Here is a 20,742-nt window from a genome sequence, read left to right on the forward strand (position 1 = left end):
CGGTCCAACTCTCGATGAGCCACCACTGCGCCGGTGCTCTAACAGCCGCCGTCCAAGTCTCGATGAGATGCCACTCAGCAGGTGCTTGGACAGTTCCACTCCAAGTTTCGATCAGGTTCCAGGCGGTCGGGGCTCGAACCGTCCCCGTCCACGATTCGATTAAGTTCCACTGCGCTGGAGCACGGACCGTTCCGGTCCAACTCTCGATGAGCCACCACTGCGCCGGTGCCTGCACAGTAGCCATCCATGTTTCAATTAGATGCCACTGGGCTGTGGCCCGTGCTGTCCCCGTCCACGATTCGATTAAGTTCCACTGCGCTGGAGCACGGACCGTTCCGGTCCAACTCTCGATGAGCCACCACTGCGCCGGTGCTCTAACAGCCGCCGTCCAAGTCTCGATGAGTTGCCACTGTGTCAGTATGTATTGTATTTGCACGTTTTCTATTTTAGGTCCGTTTCCCCCGCTCAGGATCTCATTCTCGCTCCAAAGGTAGACCACGTATCTGATGTATTGGCCTTCGGGTATGTTTTCGAGGCTGGCTGGTGATGAGGTGAAATAAGTGTTTGGGGTGCCATCCGGACCTAAGTTGTCCGTCCAAGTTAAGTTATCTTGGCTCACCCGGATCTGAAGCTTGATCTCAGAATTGAAGAAGATGTTTTCTTCGATAACCACCCAATCTAAATGCAAAGTTGTTTGATCTTTGTCCGTGTTATCCCAGTCTTGATACTTTATATACACGCAGTTTCCGACGACATAGTTTCCAATGTTCTCTAGGATCTTGGTTATGGTTCTTTCGGTTGAGGTCAGATTTTCAACAAACTCCCAAGTGTTGTTTGAGTTTTTCCATACATAAACTCCGATATTTTCGAGGTCTCCGCTTGTTTTGCCTTTTATTTTCAGCGTGTAGTTGTCATTATTGTTGTCATATGTTGTACGCACGTTTTCGATGTTTTGCTGCCATGCTAGGGAGTATCTAGGCCTCGAACCCGCGGTGAACTGTACTAAGTCGACCTTCAGGTCAAACGGAGTGCTGGTGGCCTTCACCCCCGTTATCCTAACCTTCCAGTTGTTATCGGCGTCGCGGAAGTTTTCTGGGTTGACCGTTACGGACAGGATTTTGTTTTCGTCGGTGTTGGCAGCGCCGGAAGTGTAGCTCAGGTAGCCGTTCTCACCGCTGAGCGCATACCTTCCAAGCGCATAGTTGTAGAGCTGGATGGTGACGTTCACGTTTGCTTGCGTCCACTGGCTGTCGACGTTCACGTCGACGTAGTCCCAAATTTCAGCGTTCGCCTTGCCGGTGAACTCCACAATTTGCGTGAACTCGGTTGGGGCACCGAACAGGTTGTACCTCAAGAAGCTCGGTTGCCAAGTTGCACTTAAGGTGTTGTTGGAAAAGGTATTGTCGCCTATCACAACGGGTGCTCCAGTTGTGCCCGCCCTTACTGCCCCGAGCTTATAGCTAGCGTCCTCAGCGACGGAGGCCAAGAACATATTATCGTCGGTGATGTTTCTGGGATTGCCCATCATGACAAACCAGGGGTGAGTGTAGGTGCCCATCACCACTGAGGATGCGGTGCCCCATGCGCCTGCGGAGAATTGTTTATAACTAATCTGGCCGGCAGTGGTCCCCCAGAGAAGCAGTCCACTTTGTCCCGTTGGATTCCAAGCGAAATAAGCACAGCGGAAGGTCGAATAGTCAATGGCTGCGTCATGCGATGTGTACGGTCCCCAAGCTGTACCGCTCCAAAGCATGGTGTCGAGGCCGGGGCGGGTATCAATTATCGTGAGCATAATTGCGTCAGATGTAGGGTTGGAATTGAGAAGAATGTATCTGGCCTGTACATTTCCAGTAGCTACGAAAGCCGTGGTTGTTGGCGCGCTCCAAGAAACACCATTGAACTCGGTCCAGATCATCGATTTGTTTGTTGTAACTCCGGAAACCGCTAGCACGTGTTTGGAGTTAGTCTCGTAAGCGATGCCTATCGCTTCGTAAGTGCCTGTCGAGTTAGTTTGCGTGAGAACGTTAAAGTTACCCCAACTTGAACCGTTCCAGATGGCTACGAGGGAGTCAGAGTTTGTTTCGTCTAAGACAATCATCGCGATGTTGTCAGATGTGTTATCAGGGAAGCTGGCTAACCTGATAAAGGAGAAGTTCGGGTTTGTCGAAGCCAGCCCGGTCAGGTCGATGTAATATTCTTCGGACCAGCTCGAGCCGTTCCATATTCTGTACGCTAGGTCTTTTGTGGCGTCGTTTATGTTGACATCGTACACCAGCAATGCGCGACCGCTTTTCATCTCATAGGCGATGTCAAATGGCCTTATGTTTACGGTGGGGTAGCTGGCCCTCACCGGCGATGAGTTTATGTTGTGGTTCTCCACCCAGGTACTGCCGTTCCACACATACACGTCCAAGTAGAGGTCGGCGCTGAGGGTGACCACGATGTTCTCGTACGACAATTTGCTCACTGGGTTTACCGCGACCCTGATCTCCCTGATTTCGGAGCCAGCTGAGGGCAGCTCAACCTCCGCGCCCCACGCGTAGCCGTCCCAAGACCTAACCTTTGGTGATTGGATTCCAAATGTGCCCGTGTTCGAGCGGTACGCGATGAAAGCGCGGCTGCGGCTGCTGGTGTTTTCTCCGGAGATAAAGCTTCTCAAGCTCAGGTAAAGATCATCATTGCTGATCACATTTTGAATGGTCCCGCTCACGTATCTGGTGTTATCTATCAGGGTGAAAGCGGTTGGTGTGTAAGAGTTGGAGGTGGCACCCGCGGAAAATTCCGCAATGTTTTCATAAATACTATCAGCGGCTCGTGTATTGGTAAGTGAGCCTCCGGTGACGGTACCTTTTCTGGAGCTGCCATCAGCCAACGTCGTCGGCTCGCTCCCCACATTGTCGTATTTCTGCAGGAGAAGTGTTGGAGCAGTGGGTGTCCAGATGAGATTTTCTAAGATGGAAGTGCTTTCTAGGTCAAAGACTCGAGAGGTAAAGCGACCTCGGGTATAGCCCGCGATCAACCTCACGGCGTTGCCCACGTTTTCCGTGTTTTCATGAATTCCTTGCGCGAAGTCAGCGTCGATGGTATCCGAGACGGTGGGGTCAGCGACTATTACCCTCCAGCCCTCCCCCACAGCGTCCCCACCGCTGTAGCGTAGCTCAGAATAAAAGTAATAATCTGTCGGAGGCGTCGTCAGCTGGGGTGATTTTAACACATACGATACGGACGCAGAGTCAGTGATGGGGCCGATGCTCCATTCAATTTTGTTGTACCGCTCGTCATGGGTGGTCACGCTGCCGCCGTTTGCATCAAGCACCATCCAATCGGAGGGGAAATAATCGACGAGAACAGCGTTTTCAACGGTTGAGGAAACGCTGGCAGTGATTTGAATATTAACCGGGGAAATAGGCGGCACCTTGTGCTGACCAACGCGGTCCCCTGATAAGCGCCGATCGAAGGCCACGCTGGTGCCATTGATGGTTATTTGAAAAGGTGCAGCCGCGGCAAGGAGTCCACCAATGATTTCACACAAGAAAAATAATGAGATTAATTTGAGTACGGTGTGTTTGGATCTCGTTAGGTCTCTAAAATCCACCCGCAGTTTTAGTTTTTGGGAAATTTTTGCCTTGTTTTTTCGTGCCTTTCGAATTTTCTTCTTCAAAACAACTCTGGCACAAAGGGGTTTGGATCTGGTGAAAATTTTCATTGATCTTTTGGTTCCCCAGCGGAAACAATTTGAAAGTTGTGTAGGAAGGAGTCCCCAGGCTAGAGATGGCTTTGTCACTAAAAGCCTTCCCTCCAATGGGGACTCCCCGATTGCCTCGGACGGTCTATGCAAGGGTGCGCACCCTGAGATCCGCTTCCTACACAGAAACTCTGTAGTGGTTTTTCTCGACGGAATCGGAGAACGAAGTTCTTTCGAGTATAAACGAAAGGATAATAAAGAAGCCATATCATGGGCTTAAATTTTTTCTTTCATTTCTTGAAACTCGAATCGGCTTCGAAAGCGATATATCTTGGCCAATGAAACCTTTAATGGTTTCGATTCAGTAGCACGGGGGATGTTGGGATGGGTGGAAAGCAAGCGGGAAAAAAGCCGATTGGGCCCTTTCAAGAAACAGAGTGGTTAAAGTTAGGAATTCCTGGATTCAATGATTTGCTTGAGGAGGGGATTCCAAAAGGCATCAACATCTTGGTTTCAGGTGGCCCGGGAACAGGAAAGACCATTTTCTGTCTTCAGTCTCTTTACCATGCCGCTAGAGAGGGGCGTGACTGTCTTTACATCACCTTTGAAGAGAGCCCTAGAAAGTTGCAGCGGCATATGCAGCGCTTCGGTTGGGATACCCAGGTGGTTGAGGAAAAGGAAGGTCTTCTTCACCTGAGGGCGGGAGGGACAGAAAAAGGAGGTTCTATTTTCATCCGAATGGTCGACCCATTTAGGATTACTCGAGCAGTCGAGGGGCTGGTGGAAAAAGCCGCAGGCAGGATTTCTATTGAAATGAAGGGGATACCCGATCTTATCCCAGCAAACCTATCACCATACTTCATTGCTATAGACTCCCTTTCCGCCTTAGAGTCGGCTTTCATTCATAAGCCGGAGGGTTATCGTATCTACGTGGAGCAGATTTTCAGGGCCTTTGAGAAGTCGGGCGCGACCACATTTCTGATAACCGAGACTGAAGAATCCCCCACAAGGTTCTCTCGGTCTGGCATTGAAGAGTTCCTTGCCGATGGGGTCATCGTGCTTTACAATACTAAGGTGAGAGGCCAGCGGGTTCAGGGAATTGAGATTCTCAAGATGAGAGGGGTTAAGCACGAGAGGAAGATCGCTCCTATTCAGATTACCGCCGAGGGTATCAAGGTATTCCCGAGAGAAACTATTTATGGGACGGATGAACTGAAATGAAAGGCGCAGTGCTGAAAAAACCAATGGTTAAAGCTGGCTGGGATGAATGTGTTTCGACATTTTAGGGACCTAGGCACGATTAGGTGGGCAAGTTGAAGCTGGCGATGTTCACAGTAGGTTTATTAGTGATCCTAATCTTCTTGAGTACAGTTCCTCTGGTGTCAGCGGGATCGTTCACGAAATATGCCACGACCGCAGATGGTGAGGGCTTTGCCAGTCCGGTAAACGCTATTGGACCGCCAAATGAGGCCCGCTCGGAGAGCTGGATGGGTAACGAGGGCTATCTCTGGGGCGGTGGTTTTGCTGCCGAAAGTGGGACCATTATAAAAGTTGTGATCAATGTGGTTTACAAAGTGGATAAGCCGGCGGTGGACGACATCACGACGTTGAAATATTCACTTGATGGTGGCGCTTCCTTTGGCGTTGCTCAACTCACTTGGGTTCCGCAGGACACTTATTGGACTTTGAAATCTCTGGATATAACCTCAGATACCTCGGTCAATGGTGGCTCTTGGGACTGGACGGATATCAGCAATCTTAGAATATACGTGCAGAATACGGTGAAGGGTGAAGGGGATTGGCCCGTAGATGACACAACGGTAATGGTGGATGCTTTTTATGTGGAGATAATTACTTCAGAGACAACCTCACCAACCACACCGTTAACACCACTACCTCAAGCATTTGACTTTTCGATGAGCGCGTCTCCAGAAACTCTAACTGTCCAGCGGTCGGATTCGGTTTCGACCACGGTGAGCGTTAAGCTGGTTTCAGGTCTTCCTCAAGCAGTATTGCTCAGCGGTCTCTGGGTTGGCACTTCTCCTTCTGGGGTTACTCCTTTTATGGGCCCGCTTTCAGGCACCCCCAGCTTCAACAGCACTCTGACTTTTACCGCCGATCTCAGTGCAACCACGGGGACATTTACCTATCAAGTGAAGGGCATCAGCGGTAACCTCGCCCGCACCGTCAATGTCCAGATAACGGTAGCAGAACTGAAGCTTCCGTCTGCCCCGCTGCCGCTGTTTCCAGACGATGGAGCAGTACTTGACACCATCACTCCGACTTTTGATTGGACTGATGTCGTCGCCTCGACCTACACGCTAGAGATAGCCACCGACAATAACTTTTACCACGTTGTACTCACCAAGACCACCGTTGAGTCGATCGCGTCCCTTTCTCAGCTCGAGGCTCTCACGTACGGCACCAAATACTATTGGAGGGTCAGGGGAACCAATTCTGCCGGGGCAGGGGAGTGGTCCTTGGTTAGATCGTTTACCGCCAAGGTTGGAGCCCCAAAGGTGACTGAGTTACTAATCAACTGGGGTGCCAACTATGTGAATTCAATAAATGTTCTGCTGTCGATAAGTGCCATCAACGCGGTGCAGATGTCCTTTTCCACAGACGGAATAAATTGGAGCAGCTGGGAAGAATTTCAACCCACAAAGACGTTCGAGCTGCCGCCCCCTGATGGACCTAAAAATGTTTACGTTCGTGTGAGGGATGCCGCCGGAGATGTTGGACAATCTGTATTGGCGACGGTGGTGATGGACAGCACACCTCCGACCACGAGGCACTTCATCACTGGAAATCTACAGGGTGATGTCTATCAAGGTTCAGTGGTGGTCACGTTGGTTGCGGAGGATCAGACCTCAGGGGTCTTAGAGACAAGGTACCGGGTTGACAACGGTCTTTGGAACTCTGGGAATACCTTGGTTATAATTAAGGAGGGTGAGCACAGGGTGGAATACTACTCCACTGATCGGGCAGGTAATATCGAGGCCACCAAATTCTTTGATGTCATCATCGCTACACCTTCAACCATACCGCCGTTTATCCTGCAGTACTGGTGGGTAATGTTGTCCACCGCCGCGGCTGTGGTGATTGCTGCGGTTTTAGTTCATCGGAGGTTGAAGATAACCAGTCGGCTCAAGCAGATAAGGAGGGAGAAGGCAGAGCTGCCCAAGCTGAAGCGGAAGGCGGAGATCGAGTACTTCAAGGAAGGCAAGATTTCTAGGGAGGCTTACGATAAGCTGGTCGAGGAGTACGAGCGACGCAAAGTAGAACTCGAAAAGGAGGAGAAAATGCTGCTGGCGAAGCTGAGGAAACAGAAAAATACGGGTTAAGTTAATGAAAAATGTGAGACCTTGTGGTCATGATGAAATTTTAGTTTCAGCTTTCCCCATTAACATTTTTTAAATGAGGTGGTTAAAACATGCTCGAGGGGCTGCGGGAGGAATTTGAAAAGATTGGGTTAGAAGAACATCTGTGTTGTAATTATCAGAGTAAAAAGGAGCGGAATGTGGCCGTGGTTTCTTTTTTCAGCGCCGGGATCAAAAATAACGAGAAGTGTTTATTCGTGATGGACGAGAGCACCGAGGAGGAAGTCGTGCGAGCATTTGAAAGGGCAGGTGTCGATGTCAAGGAATACCTTAGGACGAGACAGCTGGAATTGCTGAAGTTTGAGGAGATGTACCTTAAGGATGGCTATTTCGATCCTGATAGGATTTTGGAGAGAATAAGAGGAGCTGTGAAGGCAGCGATTAAGGATGGTTACCGGGGCCTCAGGTTTGCTGTCGAGGTGAGCTGTTCGCTCAGGAAACTGCCCGACTGTGAAAGGCTTATAGAGTATGAGACTAAGATAAATAAACTCCTGTCGCAGAGCCGGATTTCCGCGCTTTGCCTTTACAACGAGAGAAAGTTTCCACCCAAGACCTTGATCGATGTTTTTTACACGCACCCCAAGGTCATTCTTCACGGTTCCGTCTACGATAACCCAGAGTTCCTTCGGCCAGAGGATTTTCTGGCGAAAGGGGAGGTAACTCAGGCGATTTATGAAAGAGTTAAGGAAACCGTTATCGAACGAATAAAACTGGAGAAGAAGCACAAGCTGGCTCAAGAGCAGACAAAACGGGATCAGGAGTATCTCCAGCTGCTCATCAACCGAATGCCCATCGGGCTGATCGTTTTGGATCGCGATTTCAAGGTCAGAACTTGGAACCCAGCGGCGACGAAGATACTGGGTTTCACACCTGAGGAGACGTTGGGAAAGCATCCCTACAACTTCTTGGTGCCAAAGGAGGTTCAGCCGCGGACAGACGAGATCTGGCGCCGGCTTCTTGCGGGGGACTTAACCGCACACAGCATCAACGAGAACATAACTAAAGATGGCCGGAGAATCGTTTGCGAATGGATGAACACGCCGCTGAGGGGTCCCGACGGCGGGATTTTAGGCGTTCTTTCCATGTTTCAGGATATAACCGAGCGCCAGCGGGCTGAGGAGGCTCTCAGGTCAAGCGAGGAACGTTACCGGACGCTGGTCGAGACGATGAATGAAGGGTTGGGTTACTTGGACGAAAACGGCGTCATCCTGCATGTCAATCAGAAGTACTGCGAGATGGTGGGGTACTCAAGGGATGAGATAATTGGCCGGCGCTTGACCGACTTTCTCGACGATGAAAATAGAAAGATCTTTGAAGAAAACTTCAAAAAGGCGCTGAGGGGGGAGAGGTGCGTTTACGAGCTCGTGAGGCTCAGAAAGGACGGAGGGAAGGTGTACACCCTTACCTCCACAGCACCTATGATTATTGACGGCAAGATTAAGGGCACGTTCGCCGTTATCACGGACATCACCCGGCTGAAAAAGATTGAATCGAGTTTAAGGGAAAGTGAATTGAAATACTCAACCATCGTGGAAAAGGGGCCAGAGGGCGTTGTTATCATCCAGGATGGAATAATAAAATTTGTCAACAGAAGGTTGTCCGAGATCACTGGAATAAAAGTGGAGGAGTATCTTGGCAATTCATATCTTAATTTTATCGCCCCGGAATACCAGGAACTCGCCGCTGAGCGATACACAAAGAGAATGTCCGGAGTTAAAGTTCCAGATCGTTATGAGATCGAGCTCATTGGCCGAGACGGTCGCCGCATCCCATTTGAGATAATAGCCACGGTGATAGACTACGAGGGTCGGCCCGCGGACATGGTGATACTTCGAGACATCACCGAGCGCAAAAACATGGAGAAAAAGGCGAGGGAAATGATATATGCGCTGTACGGAATTTCTATTGGAGAGTGCTACCTCGTTCCATCTATTGATATGGCTGTTAGGATTTTTGTCCAATTAGTGATTCATGACGTCCCCGGATTGTGCATTTCTCGTGAAAAGCCGGAGAATTTGATTCAAAAAGGTGTTCCTGAGGATAAAATATTGGTCCTCTCTTCAGTGCCGGTAAAGGGATTTGAAAGCATTGACGGTCTGCAGGAGGTCAGCATGAAGATATCTGACTTCATTCAGAAAAATCTTAGATCAGTGGTCCTGCTAGGTGGACTGGAATATCTGATTAGCCGCTCGGGTTTTGACGCCGTTTACAGATTCCTCCAAGAGAAACGCTTTAGTTTCATGGAGGCCAGCGCAAATCTTTTGATACCTCTGGACCTGAACACGTTGTCGGAGAAAGAGCGGGCTCAGTTGACCGCCGAGATCAAACTGTTGGGTCGCTAGTTATTTTAATCATGTGTTCGTCAAGCTTTCGAGATGTACCCCATGACAAAGGGACAAGTTGGAGATCTGGCCGTGGATTAAGATACGTTCGGTTCAGATGTCCGATGATTTGTATTGTTTTGATAACTTGATCAACGTTTTCTGGATCTGAGAGTCAGTTTACTATTGGCGGAGACATCTAGGATGTTCGCGGGCTGTAATCCCATTCGTTTTTAACATGGCTTGGGCTCGACCCTTTTCGCCAATCTTCGAAAGTCTATTTAAAAACGGCTGCCTTAGTTTTCTCTGGACCGGCATGAGAAAGATCGACCGCGTTTACCGGGAAATTCTAAACCGCTTTTACGCTAAGGGGGAACGCTTCTTCAACCAGAAGCAGCTTTCTCAGACCTGCAGGATCTCGCTTGGCACGATAAATCCGTTCATCAACAAGCTCGAGACCTTTGGAGCGATCGAGCGCAAGCCGCAGGGATTTCGCCTCATCGACCCCAAACGGGCCCTGATCAGCTGGGCTGTCACCCGTGACTTGGCCAAGGACATCACCTACGCTACTTTCGTCCCGACCAGCCACATAGAGCTGGAGACCAAGCTGCCGCGCGGCTCGATCCTTACAGCCTATTCCGGTTTCCGTGCTAGGATTGGCTCGGTCCCAGGAGAGTACAACCAAGTCTTCGTCTACGCGGACGAGGAGGAGATGCGGCGGGCCTTCAAGCCCACGATGAGGGAGCGGAAGAACTTAGTTGTGCTACAACCGGACGAGCACCTGAAGCGGCTGAGCAGCGACGGCGTGGCGCCCCTGGTTCAGATCTATGTTGACCTCTGGCAACTGGGGAAGCCGGCGAGCCGGTTTGTGGAGGAGCTGGAGAAGGAACTTTCACCAGCGCCCACCCGAGCGTTGGGTGAGGTGGCTAAGGCGCTCAGAATCAAATAGAATCAATAGCCAATGAACCCCAAGGAGGCTAGATTTTTTCCAATCTATTGATATCACGAACCGTGTCGAAACCTCTATCAAAGGAAATTATTTGCCGGATATCGCGGTCCTTCATCACGGCCACGCTCGTTGCGTCAGCGAAGCTAAGTTCTGGATATTTCTCAAACATGTGATATGCGGCGTTGAAAATATTCTCGTCGATGAAGATGATTTTAACATGCTCTGAATCCATGATTAATCTTGCCGCTTCCACAGATTGTTTCTTGCCGATTTTTTTCCTGATATAGGTGGTTACCTCGCTGAAGATCAGATCAGTAATAATGGCTTTCCCGTGAGCGCCAGACAATATTGATTTTAATATCGGCACCGCCTCTCGATGGTGTTTGTCCTTAGGATTGGAGGCCGCAATCCAGACACCAGAATCAACGAGATACATTATGTTCCTCCATAAACGACAGTATCTATCTCGGCGGTTGCGTCTGTTTTCGTCCTTGTCGGAAAAGCGCCAATTAGTTTCAATAGCGGGTCGGGGCCACCTTTTTTCCGGACTCTCACGTAAATTTCATCACCGATTAGAGTCCAGATAACAGTATCTCCAGGGCCGATACCAAACTTTTCGCGTATTTCTGCAGGCAAAACTGTTTGAAAACCGCTTGATATTTTAGTCTCTATTTTCGCGGCCATATCCATTCCTCAAAATGAATTAGCATTTTTCAAAGTATTTATACTTTTTTCATATTTTTAGCCAATACCGCTAGTACATCGTCGGCGATTGTTTTGGGCAGCTTCTCCCTGTTCTTTGGAGATATCTCGTAAATTTTGACATCGGCGCGCCCCTTGACTTCACCGATGAAGCCCGTTGTGGTTCTCTGGTGGATTACAGCTAGCAGAGGCTTCAGCGAGTCCAGCGCGCAGAGAACCGCCCGCTTAAAATCCACACTGTAGAGCTCCATCGGCGCGATCTCGTCGATCACAACGAAGTCGGCCTCCTTTAGGGCTCGCTCGATTGCCGCCTGGCTCAGCGCATCCACGTTGTCCACGTTGACTCGGTATTTACTGACTTGTGGGCCGTGGGGCTGATTCACGTGCGCCAGGATGCGCTCCTCTCCCGTCATCAGGTCGATTATCTTGAAGCCGACCCTAGTGCCCCTTTCCCTAATTTCTGGGCAGTAGATACCACCTGCTTTGAAGCCGCGCTCGCGCAAGATCGACACGGTCCGCTCCAGAACGGTGGTCTTGCCGCTGCCGGGAGGCCCGGTGATGAGAAAGTTGTTAGGCATGGGTGTATCAATTCTAGTTGAGGTAGAACTTAGTTAACACGGTTGCGGTTTGTTTGTTGTGCCCGGCTGTGAATAGTGTCGTCATGTAATTAAAGTGATTATTTGCGCGTTGACCATCATCTTGCTTTTTCGTTTTTTATGCGGCCTCAGTCCCAACTCTCTTGGGTGACATAGGTATGTCATACCTTATTGTTTACGACATAGTGGAGCTGGAAAACGCTATTAGGCTGAGGGTAAGCCGGCGACTGCGGAAGCTGCGGGCCTCGAGATTACAGCAGTCAGTATGGGAACTTGATGGATTAGCAGATCTCTAAGACCTCGCTATCTTGATAAAGTCAGCGGGTAAGTCCTTGTTGTAGAAAAGAGAATCGCGTATGAATGACACAGCTATGTCAAACTAATTAAAGCGACAGAATTCTGTCTGCGAGCGACCATGCCGCTCAATCTGTGCATGTGATATAGCTATGTCATGCCAAAACTGAGTTCTATACAAAACAATTTTTCTTTTTCGGCAAGCGAGCGCTGACAAACTCTAGCCACAGCAGATTAAGCCTTCCGTAGACAAATGACTTCCAGCGCAATTGTTTTTTGAATGCACGACCGTGAACTGTTTAGAGCAGTTGGTTTTGGGAACGGCACGAAAGAGTTCTGACCGACTAAACTCTGGCCACCAGAATGACGTCCTTCACTGAACTCTCCTGGAACTCATACTGCGCAATCAGCCGCCCGATCTCGTCAGGGACTTCGATCACATAGATCACCTGAAGGGGGTAGTGGCCGAGGTTGGCTTCGAGGCCGCGCTGCACGACCTCAGCCCCGTAGTCCTCCAAGTCGATGTTTTCCACCCCCTCGCTACCTGCGGAGAGCGCCTTCAGCGCCTCCCACACGTCGGTCGAGTAGGACTCCATCGTCGCCCCCTCAGAAAGTACCCAGGCGATGCGGGCGATGTCGGTCTGCGAGTAAATCACGGCGCGAACCACCGCGTTGAACCAAAGGTTCTCCATGATCCCGGTGGCAACATCATACACGTAGATGTTGACCTTCATCCCGGCTCTGAGCGTCGGCGTCCTCTGAAAGACATCCAGAACGGGTACCTCAACCGTGCCAAGCTCTTCAAACTTCAGCTCTCGCAGTCCCTCCCAGCCCAGCCCGGCGATATAGCTCCGCGCCTCCTCCTTGGTCAGGTAGCCGCCGGAGGTCGCCCCGCCGCTGAACATGGCTAAGTTGTCACCGAGTTGGCTCAGCTCCGCGCTGTGCAGGCTTCTCCAGACCACCGTTGCCTTTTCGTTGATCTCCGCTCGGCAGGCCTCAAGCTGGGTCAGGGTGGTCTTGGAGTTGACCTCAGCCACCATCGTTTGCCTGAACTCGGCCAGCTCCGCTGCGGCCATCTTCCCGGCACCCCCGTCCGCCGAGTAGTAGTTGCCCTCAGCGGCAGTGGCTACCAGATCCAAGAGCTCCCTCCTGAGCTGCTCCACCTGAATGGCCGCGTTCACCTCGACTAGGGTAGCCTGCACTTCCGCGACCGAGCCCGCCCTCTGAACCCGTGAGGAGCAGTCGAGGGCCTTGGTGGTTGCCGCCTCTGTCCCGATGGACATCAGCCCGTTGATTCGGTCGAAGGCTGCCAGCTTGACAGCGTTCAGCTCCTCGGCGGCGGGTTTGGCGATGAAAAAGTAGTAGATTCCGAGGGCTACCAGCCCTATTATCAGGAAGACCACCGCGGCCCCAACGATGGGTCTGGCATCGATTTTTCTCACGATGGAACCACCAACCAAAGGTAGTTGAAGAGAGAGGGTTATTTAAAATCTGAGTTTCAGATGGACAAACAATTCCTGCGCGAAAAGATCTGGCGGGAGCTGGAGGCCAGCGGGGCAGCGGCTTTTCCCAAGCCAATCAGGGGCCGAATTCCCAACTTCGTGGGCAGTTCGGAGGCAGCCCGCAGGCTGGGCTCGTTGCCGGCCTATCTCTCAGCCAAGTCCATTTTTGTGAACCCCGACGCCGCGCAGCTGGCCGTCAGGGAGATGGCACTGCGCGGGGGAAAACAGCTGCTGATGGCAACACCGAGGTTGAGACATGGTTTCGTCCTGATCGACCCGGCCAAGGTCGTCGATTTCAGGCAGGCAGCCAGCATCGGCGGCGCCTTCAGACACGGCAGAAAGGTGAGCCCCCGCGGTCTTAAGGTGGATTTGGTCGTGGAAGGCTCGGTGGCGGTGGACAGGATGGGTGGCAGGGTGGGAAAGGGAGGAGGTTATGGTGATTTGGAGTTCGCCATTCTGTGTGAGCTGGGCACAGTCACTGAGGAAACACCGGTGGTGACCACGGTCCACCCGCTGCAGATAGTTGCTCGGGTGCCGATGGAGGAGCATGATGTCCCCGTCGACTACATCGTGACCCCAGATCAGATCATCAAAACATCGCGCCATTATCCCAGGCCTTCTGGAATCGATTGGGATCTCCTCCCCGCCGATGCCCTTAAGCAGATACCGCTCCTTGCTGAATTGAGGAAAGAACATGATCATGGGTGCCGATGAGTCGGGCCGAGGTCCGGTGCTCGGCAACATGGTGCTCTGCGGGGCACTCTTTGACCAGAGGACTTTGGAGGAGCTCAAGGCCATCGGGGTCAGGGATTCAAAGCAGCTCAGCCCCGGCAGACGGGAAATTCTCGCCAAGGTCATCGTTGAGAAAGCTGGAGGGCTGGAAGTAGTCGAATTTACACCTGGCGAGATAGATGATTATCGCCTGGTGAAAAAGGTCAACCTTAATGAACTTGAGGCGAGGACATTTGCCGGGATGATCAACCGCCTCAAGCCAGAGCTCGTTTACTTAGACTCACCCGACCCCAACCCAAAGCTGTTCGAGCGAAGGGTCAGAAAATACCTCAATTATACTCCGAGGATAGTGGCCGAGAACTTCGCCGACCGCAAGTACACCGCCGTGGCCGCCGCCTCGATCGTCGCCAAGGTGAGACGGGACCAGCGCCTCGCCGAGCTGCGCCAGCGCTACGGGGATCTAGGTTCAGGATACCCCGCCGACCCTGTCACCATCTCCTTCCTGAAGAGGTGGGTCCAAGAGCACGGTAGCCTTCCTGATTTTGCCCGAAGATCTTGGGAAACCGCGAGGAGAATCGAGGAAGAGGTAAAGCGGGGAAAGAGCTAATATTCAATGCCCTTTCTGGCGGGTATTCCCTCTCTGGCCGGATGTTTGACGTCCTCAATCACCGAGACAAAGTCGGCCCGGTCGATCAGCGCTCTTGGTGCCCTCCTCCCGGTCAACATGACGACGGTGGACGGCGGCACTTTATCCAGCAGCTTGAGCACATCCTTGACCTTGATCAGCCCGAAGGCGGCGGCTAGGTTTATCTCATCCAGCACCAGCAGCCTTGGCTTTTTCTTCAGGGCCTTTCTCGCAAATGCCAGCCCCTTTTCCGCCAGCCGGTAATCCTCAGGGGATGGGTTCTTTGGGTCAACAAATTCCTTGCGCCCGAACTGGTAGATCTCACATTCTGGAGCCAGTCTCCGGCAGGCCTTCACCTCCCCGATATCATCCCAGCCCTTCATGAACTGAATGATGATGACCTTGTAGCCATGCCCGATGGCCCTGAGGGCAAACCCGAAGGCGTTGGTGGTCTTGCCACCGCCTTCACCCGTGTAGAGGTAGATCAAACCCCGCTTCTTTTTAGTAGCTTTCCTCGCCACCGGGATGTCCCCCTGAATAATTCAGCTCAGCTTTAACGAACTTCTCCTCAGGTGGAATCAGCGCCGATTGTGGAGAGATCGAGAGCACCTGCCTCGCCTTGCTCCCGTACCTGTAGACGGTAATTCCCTTGCACCTCAACTCGTGGGCTAGGAGGAAGGCCCGCCTCACCTCCTCAGGCGTGGCCTCAGGGGGCAGGTTTATCGTCTTTGAGACTGCGTTGTCCGTGTACTTTTGAAACACCGCCTGCATCCTCACGTGCCACTCGGGTGAAACATCGAAGGCGGTGACGAAGACCTTTCTGACATCTTCCGGGATCTCCTCAACTCCCTTTATCGAGGCCACCCGGGACAGCTTCACCATGAGCTCTCGGCTGTAGAATCCCCTCCTCGTGGCAATCCTCTGGAAGGTCTGGTTGACTTCGATCAGCTGAATGCCACTCATGACGTTCCTGATGTAGGCGACGGCGAAGAGGGGCTCGATGCCGCTGGTGGTGCCGGCGATGATGCTGATGGTTCCTGTGGGAGCGATCGTCGTCACGGTGGCGTTTCTCAGGCATTTGTAGCCGCGCTTCTCCCAGATGCTGCCGGGGAAGGCAGGGAATGAGCCCCTCTGTTCAGCCAGCTCGACGGACATCCGGCGCCCCTCCTCAGAGATGAACTTCATCACCTCGTCGGCCTTCTGCAGCGCCTCCTCAGAATTGTAGGGGATGCCCAGCTCGAGTAACATCTCGGCAAAGCCCATCACCCCTAGGCCGATCTTTCTGGTCAGCTTGGTCGCCCTTTCAATCTCCAGGATGGGATACCTGTTGACGTCAATGACATTGTCCAGAAAATGCACGGCGTTTCGAACAGTGCTTCTCAGCTTTTCCCAGTCTATTTTCCCATCCTTTATCATCTTGGAGAGGTTGATTGACCCTAGGACGCAAGACTCGTAGGGCAAGAGGGGCTGCTCCCCGCAAGGATTGGTGGCTTCGATCTGCCCTAAGTGCGGCGTCGGGTTGTGCCGGTTAATTTCATCCAGAAAGATCAGCCCCGGGTCTCCAGTTTTCCAAGCCATGTTGACGATCAGGTCAAAGACTTCTCTTGCCCTCAGCCGCCTCTCCGCAATTCCCGTTCTTGGATTGATCAGATCGTATTCCTCGTCTTTCTTGACAGCATCCATAAAGGCATCTGTTACCCCGACTGAGATGTTGAAGTTGACCAAGGCATTCTCCTTGACCTTCGCCGTGATGAACTCGAGGATGTCCGGATGGTCGACCCGCAGTATTCCCATGTTGGCACCCCGGCGTTTTCCACCCTGCTTGATCACATCGGTGGCCACGTCGAAGACCCTCATGAAGGAAACCGGACCGCTGGCTACCCCCTTGGTCGACCTGACGATGTCGCCAGCGGGCCTCAGCCTAGAGAAGGAGAAGCCGGTGCCGCCGCCCGATTGATGGATGAGCGCCATTGTTTTCAGGGAATCAAAAATTCCAGCCATAGAATCCTCAACCGGGATGACAAAGCAGGCAGCCAGTTGCCCCAGTGGCGTTCCAGCGTTCATTAGGGTTGGGCTGTTGGGGAGAAACTCCAAGTTGACCATCATACGGTAAAACTTCTCCTCGGTTTCAGCCAGAGTGGTTGAACCATAGAGTCCATCGGCCGAGGCCACTGCCTTCGCCACCCTGCGGAAGAGCTGCGAAGGAGTTTCGGTGATGTTGCCCTGCTCGTCGCGCAACAGATAGCGGCGCTGAAGGACCCGGATGGCGTTGAGGTTCAGCTTCAGGTCGTCACTCACGCCCAGCAGCGCCTTGGCGGCCCTCAGCTCCGCCCTCTGCTGCCGGTAGAGGATGTAGGCCCTGGCGACCTCAGCGTAACCGTTCTTGATCAGGACCTCCTCAACGATGTCTTGTATATCCTCAACACCCGGTATCCTGCCGGCGAACTTTCTCTCCAGGATCTGCGTTACCTGCCCAGTAAGCTGTTTGGCGATTTCTCCATCTCCGGTGCCGGTAGCGTTGAAAGCCTTGAATATGGCGTTGGCAATCTTCTCACCCTCAAAGGGAACCACCCGACCGTCCCTCTTCCTGATTTTCTCAATTCCCGCCATCAAAACAGCCTCGGAAGCCCCACACCAGATTTATCATTACTTAGCTATTAAATCCAACACCGATTGGCCCGAGAAGTTGGCCCCCGATGTCCCTGGCACAACTAACCAGCGAGCTTCATCAACTGTCGTCCCGACGCGCTTCGCTCGCCAACCCTCGATGGCAGGTTTTTCTCGGGGGCCGTGTCCACCTGTTCCGCACCAGGGTTGGCTTCAAGATCATCGCGTTAGACGATCCCGCCAATAGCTCTCTTAAGGACCCAATTTGGCGCGTCTGTCGGTGGACCCGCTCGAGTGTTGCCGCGATGATGCACCGGCGATCACGGTCTCACGCCAGCTCTCGATTCCCGCGGTCTATCCCTTCATTGCAGTTAAATATCGTCTCTCGAGGTTAAAAATTTACGTGGCGCAGAAAAGCCCATTTTTTTCGACGGGAGTTTAAAAAGATGGGTTTTTATTCGGGCTGAAGTAGAGTTAAGGGATGATAAAATATGGCGAAGAAGGCTCAGTATGTGATCATCGCCGGTGGAGGCAGGGTGGGTTCACATCTAGCCAAAATACTCGAGCCCAGCGGCAGGGACATCGTGATCATTGAAAAGAACCCTGAGATCTGCGAGAAGCTGTCCTCCGAGCTCAACGCCCTAGTCATTTGCGGTGACGCCACCGACAAGAAGACTCTGGAGGACGCCAAGATCCAGATGGCAGACGTCTTCGTTGCCACCACGGGAAGCGATAACGAGAACATAGTCGCCAGCCAGCTCGCCAAGTACACCTACAAGGTCCCTCTGGTCATGGCACGCGTGGAGGACATGGATCGGGCGAAGATGTTGCGTGGCATGGGGATAGATCTTATCGTGAGCCCCTCCCACGTTGCTTCACTTGTCTTTGAAAACGCGATAGCTCTGCCCAACACAACTTCGATACTGGTCTCGGAGACCATCACCAGAGCGGTTGAGGTCACCATTCCCGGCGACTCAAAAATTCTGGGTAAGAGGATCAGGGACCTCAATCTGCCGCTGGAATGTGTCATTGCTGTCATCTACCGGGCGGGCAAGCTGATACTGCCACATGGGGACACGGTGATGAAACCCGGTGACATCGTCGCGCTAATAGGTAAGGAGGACGCCATCAGGAAGACAGTAGAGATTTTGAAGGGATGATCGTGGGGCTGAGGGAAGTTAGCCTTCGAGAATTCTTGAAGAAGAACTTTGATTTTATCACAGGTCTGCTCAGTGAAATCGGTTTAATCGTTCTGGTTCTGCTGCTGTCCTTCGCCTTGTGCCTGCTCGCCTTCACCCTTTGGCCTTGAGGGGTGTGTGATGGTGCTAACCCCGCTGACGAAGCAGGACCTGAGGATAATCGGCTTCAACTTGAGTAAGATAAGTTATGTCACCGGCTTTGTCCTCTTCTTACCCATAATCGTGGCGGTTTCTTACAATGAGTTCGATACTATTCCTTACTTCCTCATCGGCTCCGCGGTCTCCTTCATCTTAGGCAGCGTTTTGTATCATTTTCTCTATACCCGGGAGGAAATGGAGCTTAAGCACGCCTTGGTCATGGCCGCCCTCGCTTGGCTTTTTGCACCACTTCTGGCCAGCATTTCCATCTGGCTTTCCGGCAGCATGATTTCAATACTGGACGCCTGCTTTGAGGGCATCAGCGGCTTCACCGGAACTGGCCTCACCTTGGTGCCGGACGTCGATCACATGTCCCGCAGCATCAACTTCCTTAGGCATTTCCTTCAGTTCATGGGTGATGGCATCGGAATCATCGTCATTTCGCTTTCGATCTTGGGTCGAACGGAGATGAGTTCGGTACTCGCCTTCAGGGGAGAGGCCAAGGAGGTCGGGATTAGGCCCAGCATCGTTCGCACCTCAAGAATAATCATCGGTATCGGTGTGATGTTTCTGGCGTTTGGCACGGCTTTGTTCACCATCGCCGGCATTCAAGAGGGTCTGGATCCCGGCCAAGCCTTCTTCGACGGCCTCAACCATGCCATGACAGGTTATGCCACCGGCGGCTTTACCGTTCATTCCCAGAGCCTGCTTTTTTATCACAGCCTTTGGATCGAGGTGGCCGCCATTGTGATCATGATTATCGGGGCGCTCAACTTCAACCTGCACTATGCCGTTTTGGGTGGTAAGAGAAGCGAGATTCTGAGGAATATGGAGGTTCGCATCCTCATGTTTGTGATGCTAACCTTTGGTTTCCTTGTTTCGGCGAATCTGATGACAGTTAAATTGTACCCCACAGTTGAGGCTCTGTTTAGGAAGGGATTCTTTCAGGTAATCTCCGCTCAGACCACCACTGGTTTTCAGACGGTTTCTCCCGTGCACCTGATGTTGGTTTGGCCCGTTTTTTCAATAGTGGTTCTGTCGATGGCGATGTTGCTTGGAGGTTCAGCCAACTCCACCTCAGGGGGCATTAAGATGCTCCGGCTGGGCGTGCTGTTGAAATCGTTAGTAAATGAGATCAAGCGCTCGCTGCTCCCGCGCACCGCGGTTGTGGGTGGTTCATTTCACCATGTGGAGGAAACGCCGCTCACAGACAAGATCATCCGTGGTGCAGCGGTTATCTCAATGGGCTACCTAATCCTCTTCTCTTTCGGCACGATGATCACGGTCCTTCATGGGTATAGCCTAGAGGACTCAATGTTTGAAACCGCCTCGGCGCTGGGGAATGTTGGGCTGAGTTCTGGAATAACCTCACCATCCATGCCCGCGCTGCTCAAGGTGACCTACATGTTCCTGATGTGGGCGGGTAAGCTCGAGGTGATCGCGGTGTTCGTCCTCATTGGTTTTATCCTGTTGGGGCTCAGGAGAGGCATTAAATGAAAAGGATTGTTCTTCTCATCCTCCTGCTGTTTCTGCTGGCGCCAACAGCCAGAGCGGAGACGCTGATGGAGCTCACCAATGAACCGGTTAAATTTGATGGTAGACAGGTCTCGTTCAGGGGTGAGGTCATCGGTGTGTTGATCAAGGGAGAACAAGCTTGGGTGAATGTGTACGACAACGGTTTCGCCATCGGAGTCTGGTGTAAAGCGGATGAGGCAAGGAACATTTTCTTCGTTGGCGATTACACACACCGAGGAGACACAGTCGAGGGGGTTGGGATTTATCATATGGCATGCCCAGAACATGGAGGTGACATGGATATTCACGCCATTTCTTTTCAGATAGTAGAAAAAGGTTACACGATAGAAAGACCGTTGAACATGTTGCTGGTTTTCCTCAGCGTCGTAATCACCTTGGCGGCCGTGATATTGTCTTATTATCTTTGGCACATCCGGAAAGAATTGGGGAAAAGGACGCCTTGGCCCTTTTATTAAATTTCAAAATCTTGGTTTGGT

18 protein-coding genes are annotated in these 20,742 nt (G+C 52.0%); 11 read left to right on the forward strand and 7 right to left on the reverse strand.

The annotated features are described in order from the left end of the window. Nucleotides 1-3,532: hypothetical protein (locus QXT02_RS05130; protein ID WP_342812334.1), on the reverse strand; the 3,532-nt coding region annotated here is incomplete at its 3' end. 537 nt (nucleotides 3,533-4,069) lie between these two features. Between QXT02_RS05130 and QXT02_RS05135 the strand changes: the two genes are divergently transcribed. The 4 genes from QXT02_RS05135 to QXT02_RS05150 all read left to right on the forward strand — a co-directional run bounded on the left by QXT02_RS05135 (nucleotide 4,070) and on the right by QXT02_RS05150 (nucleotide 10,335). Then, complete coding sequence (locus QXT02_RS05135) at nucleotides 4,070-4,906, forward strand: RAD55 family ATPase (RefSeq protein WP_342812335.1); 837 nt, start codon at nucleotides 4,070-4,072, stop codon at nucleotides 4,904-4,906. 92 nt (nucleotides 4,907-4,998) lie between these two features. Then, nucleotides 4,999-7,029, forward strand: a complete 2,031-nt coding sequence (locus tag QXT02_RS05140; protein ID WP_342812336.1) for an OmpL47-type beta-barrel domain-containing protein — start codon at nucleotides 4,999-5,001, stop codon at nucleotides 7,027-7,029. An 89-nt stretch (nucleotides 7,030-7,118) separates the two neighbouring features. Then, nucleotides 7,119-9,407 carry a PAS domain S-box protein gene (locus QXT02_RS05145; RefSeq protein ID WP_342812337.1) on the forward strand — a complete coding sequence of 763 codons (2,289 nt, stop codon included), beginning with the start codon at nucleotides 7,119-7,121 and terminating at the stop codon, nucleotides 9,405-9,407. A gap of 295 nt (nucleotides 9,408-9,702) precedes the next feature. Continuing rightward, nucleotides 9,703-10,335: a hypothetical protein gene (locus QXT02_RS05150; RefSeq protein WP_342812338.1), complete on the forward strand. Its 633-nt coding sequence runs from the start codon at nucleotides 9,703-9,705 to the stop codon at nucleotides 10,333-10,335. Between the two features lie 28 nt (nucleotides 10,336-10,363). On the opposite strand, the gene QXT02_RS05155 is transcribed toward QXT02_RS05150, so the two are convergent. Genes QXT02_RS05155 through QXT02_RS05165 form a run of 3 tightly spaced genes read right to left on the reverse strand, consistent with a single transcriptional unit; the run spans nucleotide 10,364 to nucleotide 11,615 of the window. Continuing rightward, nucleotides 10,364-10,771: a type II toxin-antitoxin system VapC family toxin gene (locus QXT02_RS05155; protein ID WP_342812339.1), complete on the reverse strand. Its 408-nt coding sequence runs from the start codon at nucleotides 10,769-10,771 to the stop codon at nucleotides 10,364-10,366. Further along, nucleotides 10,771-11,019 carry an AbrB/MazE/SpoVT family DNA-binding domain-containing protein gene (locus QXT02_RS05160; protein WP_342812340.1) on the reverse strand — a complete coding sequence of 83 codons (249 nt, stop codon included), beginning with the start codon at nucleotides 11,017-11,019 and terminating at the stop codon, nucleotides 10,771-10,773. Before QXT02_RS05160 ends, QXT02_RS05155 begins: the two co-directional genes overlap by 1 nt. Nucleotides 11,020-11,057: 38 nt before the next feature. After that, the gene (locus QXT02_RS05165) at nucleotides 11,058-11,615 is read right to left on the reverse strand and encodes an NTPase (RefSeq protein ID WP_342812341.1); all 558 of its coding nucleotides are present in this window, start codon (nucleotides 11,613-11,615) and stop codon (nucleotides 11,058-11,060) included. A 176-nt stretch (nucleotides 11,616-11,791) separates the two neighbouring features. Between QXT02_RS05165 and QXT02_RS05170 the strand changes: the two genes are divergently transcribed. Beyond that, nucleotides 11,792-11,929, forward strand: a complete 138-nt coding sequence (locus QXT02_RS05170; RefSeq protein WP_342812342.1) for a hypothetical protein — start codon at nucleotides 11,792-11,794, stop codon at nucleotides 11,927-11,929. Between the two features lie 342 nt (nucleotides 11,930-12,271). Here QXT02_RS05170 and QXT02_RS05175 read toward each other — a convergent pair whose 3' ends face one another. After that, complete coding sequence (locus QXT02_RS05175; RefSeq protein WP_342812343.1) at nucleotides 12,272-13,369, reverse strand: hypothetical protein; 1,098 nt, start codon at nucleotides 13,367-13,369, stop codon at nucleotides 12,272-12,274. A gap of 60 nt (nucleotides 13,370-13,429) precedes the next feature. Between QXT02_RS05175 and QXT02_RS05180 the strand changes: the two genes are divergently transcribed. Both QXT02_RS05180 and rnhB read left to right on the forward strand, forming a co-directional pair. After that, on the forward strand, nucleotides 13,430-14,143 hold the full coding sequence (locus QXT02_RS05180; RefSeq protein WP_342812344.1) for a 5-formyltetrahydrofolate cyclo-ligase: 714 nt from the start codon (nucleotides 13,430-13,432) through the stop codon (nucleotides 14,141-14,143). Next, on the forward strand, nucleotides 14,124-14,768 hold the full coding sequence (gene rnhB / locus QXT02_RS05185; RefSeq protein ID WP_342812345.1) for a ribonuclease HII: 645 nt from the start codon (nucleotides 14,124-14,126) through the stop codon (nucleotides 14,766-14,768). Before QXT02_RS05180 ends, rnhB begins: the two co-directional genes overlap by 20 nt. Here rnhB and QXT02_RS05190 read toward each other — a convergent pair. Continuing rightward, nucleotides 14,765-15,307, reverse strand: a complete 543-nt coding sequence (locus QXT02_RS05190) for a cob(I)yrinic acid a,c-diamide adenosyltransferase (RefSeq protein ID WP_342812346.1) — start codon at nucleotides 15,305-15,307, stop codon at nucleotides 14,765-14,767. The two genes, rnhB and QXT02_RS05190, sit on opposite strands and share 4 nt — an antisense overlap. Further along, on the reverse strand, nucleotides 15,288-17,396 hold the full coding sequence (locus QXT02_RS05195; protein WP_342812347.1) for a vitamin B12-dependent ribonucleotide reductase: 2,109 nt from the start codon (nucleotides 17,394-17,396) through the stop codon (nucleotides 15,288-15,290). The genes QXT02_RS05190 and QXT02_RS05195 overlap by 20 nt, the downstream gene beginning before the upstream one ends. Before the next feature lie 488 nt (nucleotides 17,397-17,884). Here QXT02_RS05195 and QXT02_RS05200 point away from each other — a divergent pair, with 488 nt between their 5' ends. From QXT02_RS05200 to QXT02_RS05215, 4 genes are read left to right on the forward strand one after another with little or no spacing between them, the layout of a single operon-like run. Then, nucleotides 17,885-18,553 (forward strand): TrkA family potassium uptake protein, encoded by a 669-nt coding sequence (locus QXT02_RS05200; protein WP_342812348.1) that lies wholly within the window; start codon nucleotides 17,885-17,887, stop codon nucleotides 18,551-18,553. Then, nucleotides 18,550-18,702 (forward strand): hypothetical protein, encoded by a 153-nt coding sequence (locus tag QXT02_RS05205; RefSeq protein ID WP_342812349.1) that lies wholly within the window; start codon nucleotides 18,550-18,552, stop codon nucleotides 18,700-18,702. Before QXT02_RS05200 ends, QXT02_RS05205 begins: the two co-directional genes overlap by 4 nt. A gap of 10 nt (nucleotides 18,703-18,712) precedes the next feature. Continuing rightward, entirely contained in the window at nucleotides 18,713-20,227 is a 1,515-nt protein-coding gene (locus tag QXT02_RS05210; protein ID WP_342812350.1) for a TrkH family potassium uptake protein, read from the forward strand. Then, a complete protein-coding gene (locus tag QXT02_RS05215; protein ID WP_342812351.1) occupies nucleotides 20,224-20,721 on the forward strand; it encodes a hypothetical protein in 498 nt (165 codons plus the stop codon). The genes QXT02_RS05210 and QXT02_RS05215 overlap by 4 nt, the downstream gene beginning before the upstream one ends. Nucleotides 20,722-20,742 lie beyond the last annotated feature (21 nt).

The organism is Hadarchaeum sp. (SeqCode) (genome assembly GCF_038871235.1).
GTDB lineage: Archaea > Hadarchaeota > Hadarchaeia > Hadarchaeales > Hadarchaeaceae > Hadarchaeum.

What these genes read in the sequence shown, in the direction of transcription:
- QXT02_RS05150 (WP_342812338.1), top strand. Translation starts at nt 9,703, where the DNA reads ATGAGAAAGATCGACCGCGTTTACCGGGAAATTCTAAACCGCTTTTAC.
- rnhB (WP_342812345.1), top strand. Translation starts at nt 14,124, where the DNA reads ATGATCATGGGTGCCGATGAGTCGGGCCGAGGTCCGGTGCTCGGCAAC.
- QXT02_RS05160 (WP_342812340.1), bottom strand. Translation starts at nt 11,019, where the DNA reads ATGGCCGCGAAAATAGAGACTAAAATATCAAGCGGTTTTCAAACAGTT.
- QXT02_RS05165 (WP_342812341.1), bottom strand. Translation starts at nt 11,615, where the DNA reads ATGCCTAACAACTTTCTCATCACCGGGCCTCCCGGCAGCGGCAAGACC.
- QXT02_RS05180 (WP_342812344.1), top strand. Translation starts at nt 13,430, where the DNA reads ATGGACAAACAATTCCTGCGCGAAAAGATCTGGCGGGAGCTGGAGGCC.
- QXT02_RS05155 (WP_342812339.1), bottom strand. Translation starts at nt 10,771, where the DNA reads ATGTATCTCGTTGATTCTGGTGTCTGGATTGCGGCCTCCAATCCTAAG.
- QXT02_RS05195 (WP_342812347.1), bottom strand. Translation starts at nt 17,396, where the DNA reads ATGGCGGGAATTGAGAAAATCAGGAAGAGGGACGGTCGGGTGGTTCCC.
- QXT02_RS05205 (WP_342812349.1), top strand. Translation starts at nt 18,550, where the DNA reads ATGATCGTGGGGCTGAGGGAAGTTAGCCTTCGAGAATTCTTGAAGAAG.
- QXT02_RS05210 (WP_342812350.1), top strand. Translation starts at nt 18,713, where the DNA reads ATGGTGCTAACCCCGCTGACGAAGCAGGACCTGAGGATAATCGGCTTC.
- QXT02_RS05145 (WP_342812337.1), top strand. Translation starts at nt 7,119, where the DNA reads ATGCTCGAGGGGCTGCGGGAGGAATTTGAAAAGATTGGGTTAGAAGAA.
- QXT02_RS05200 (WP_342812348.1), top strand. Translation starts at nt 17,885, where the DNA reads ATGGCGAAGAAGGCTCAGTATGTGATCATCGCCGGTGGAGGCAGGGTG.
- QXT02_RS05170 (WP_342812342.1), top strand. Translation starts at nt 11,792, where the DNA reads ATGTCATACCTTATTGTTTACGACATAGTGGAGCTGGAAAACGCTATT.
- QXT02_RS05135 (WP_342812335.1), top strand. Translation starts at nt 4,070, where the DNA reads ATGGGTGGAAAGCAAGCGGGAAAAAAGCCGATTGGGCCCTTTCAAGAA.
- QXT02_RS05215 (WP_342812351.1), top strand. Translation starts at nt 20,224, where the DNA reads ATGAAAAGGATTGTTCTTCTCATCCTCCTGCTGTTTCTGCTGGCGCCA.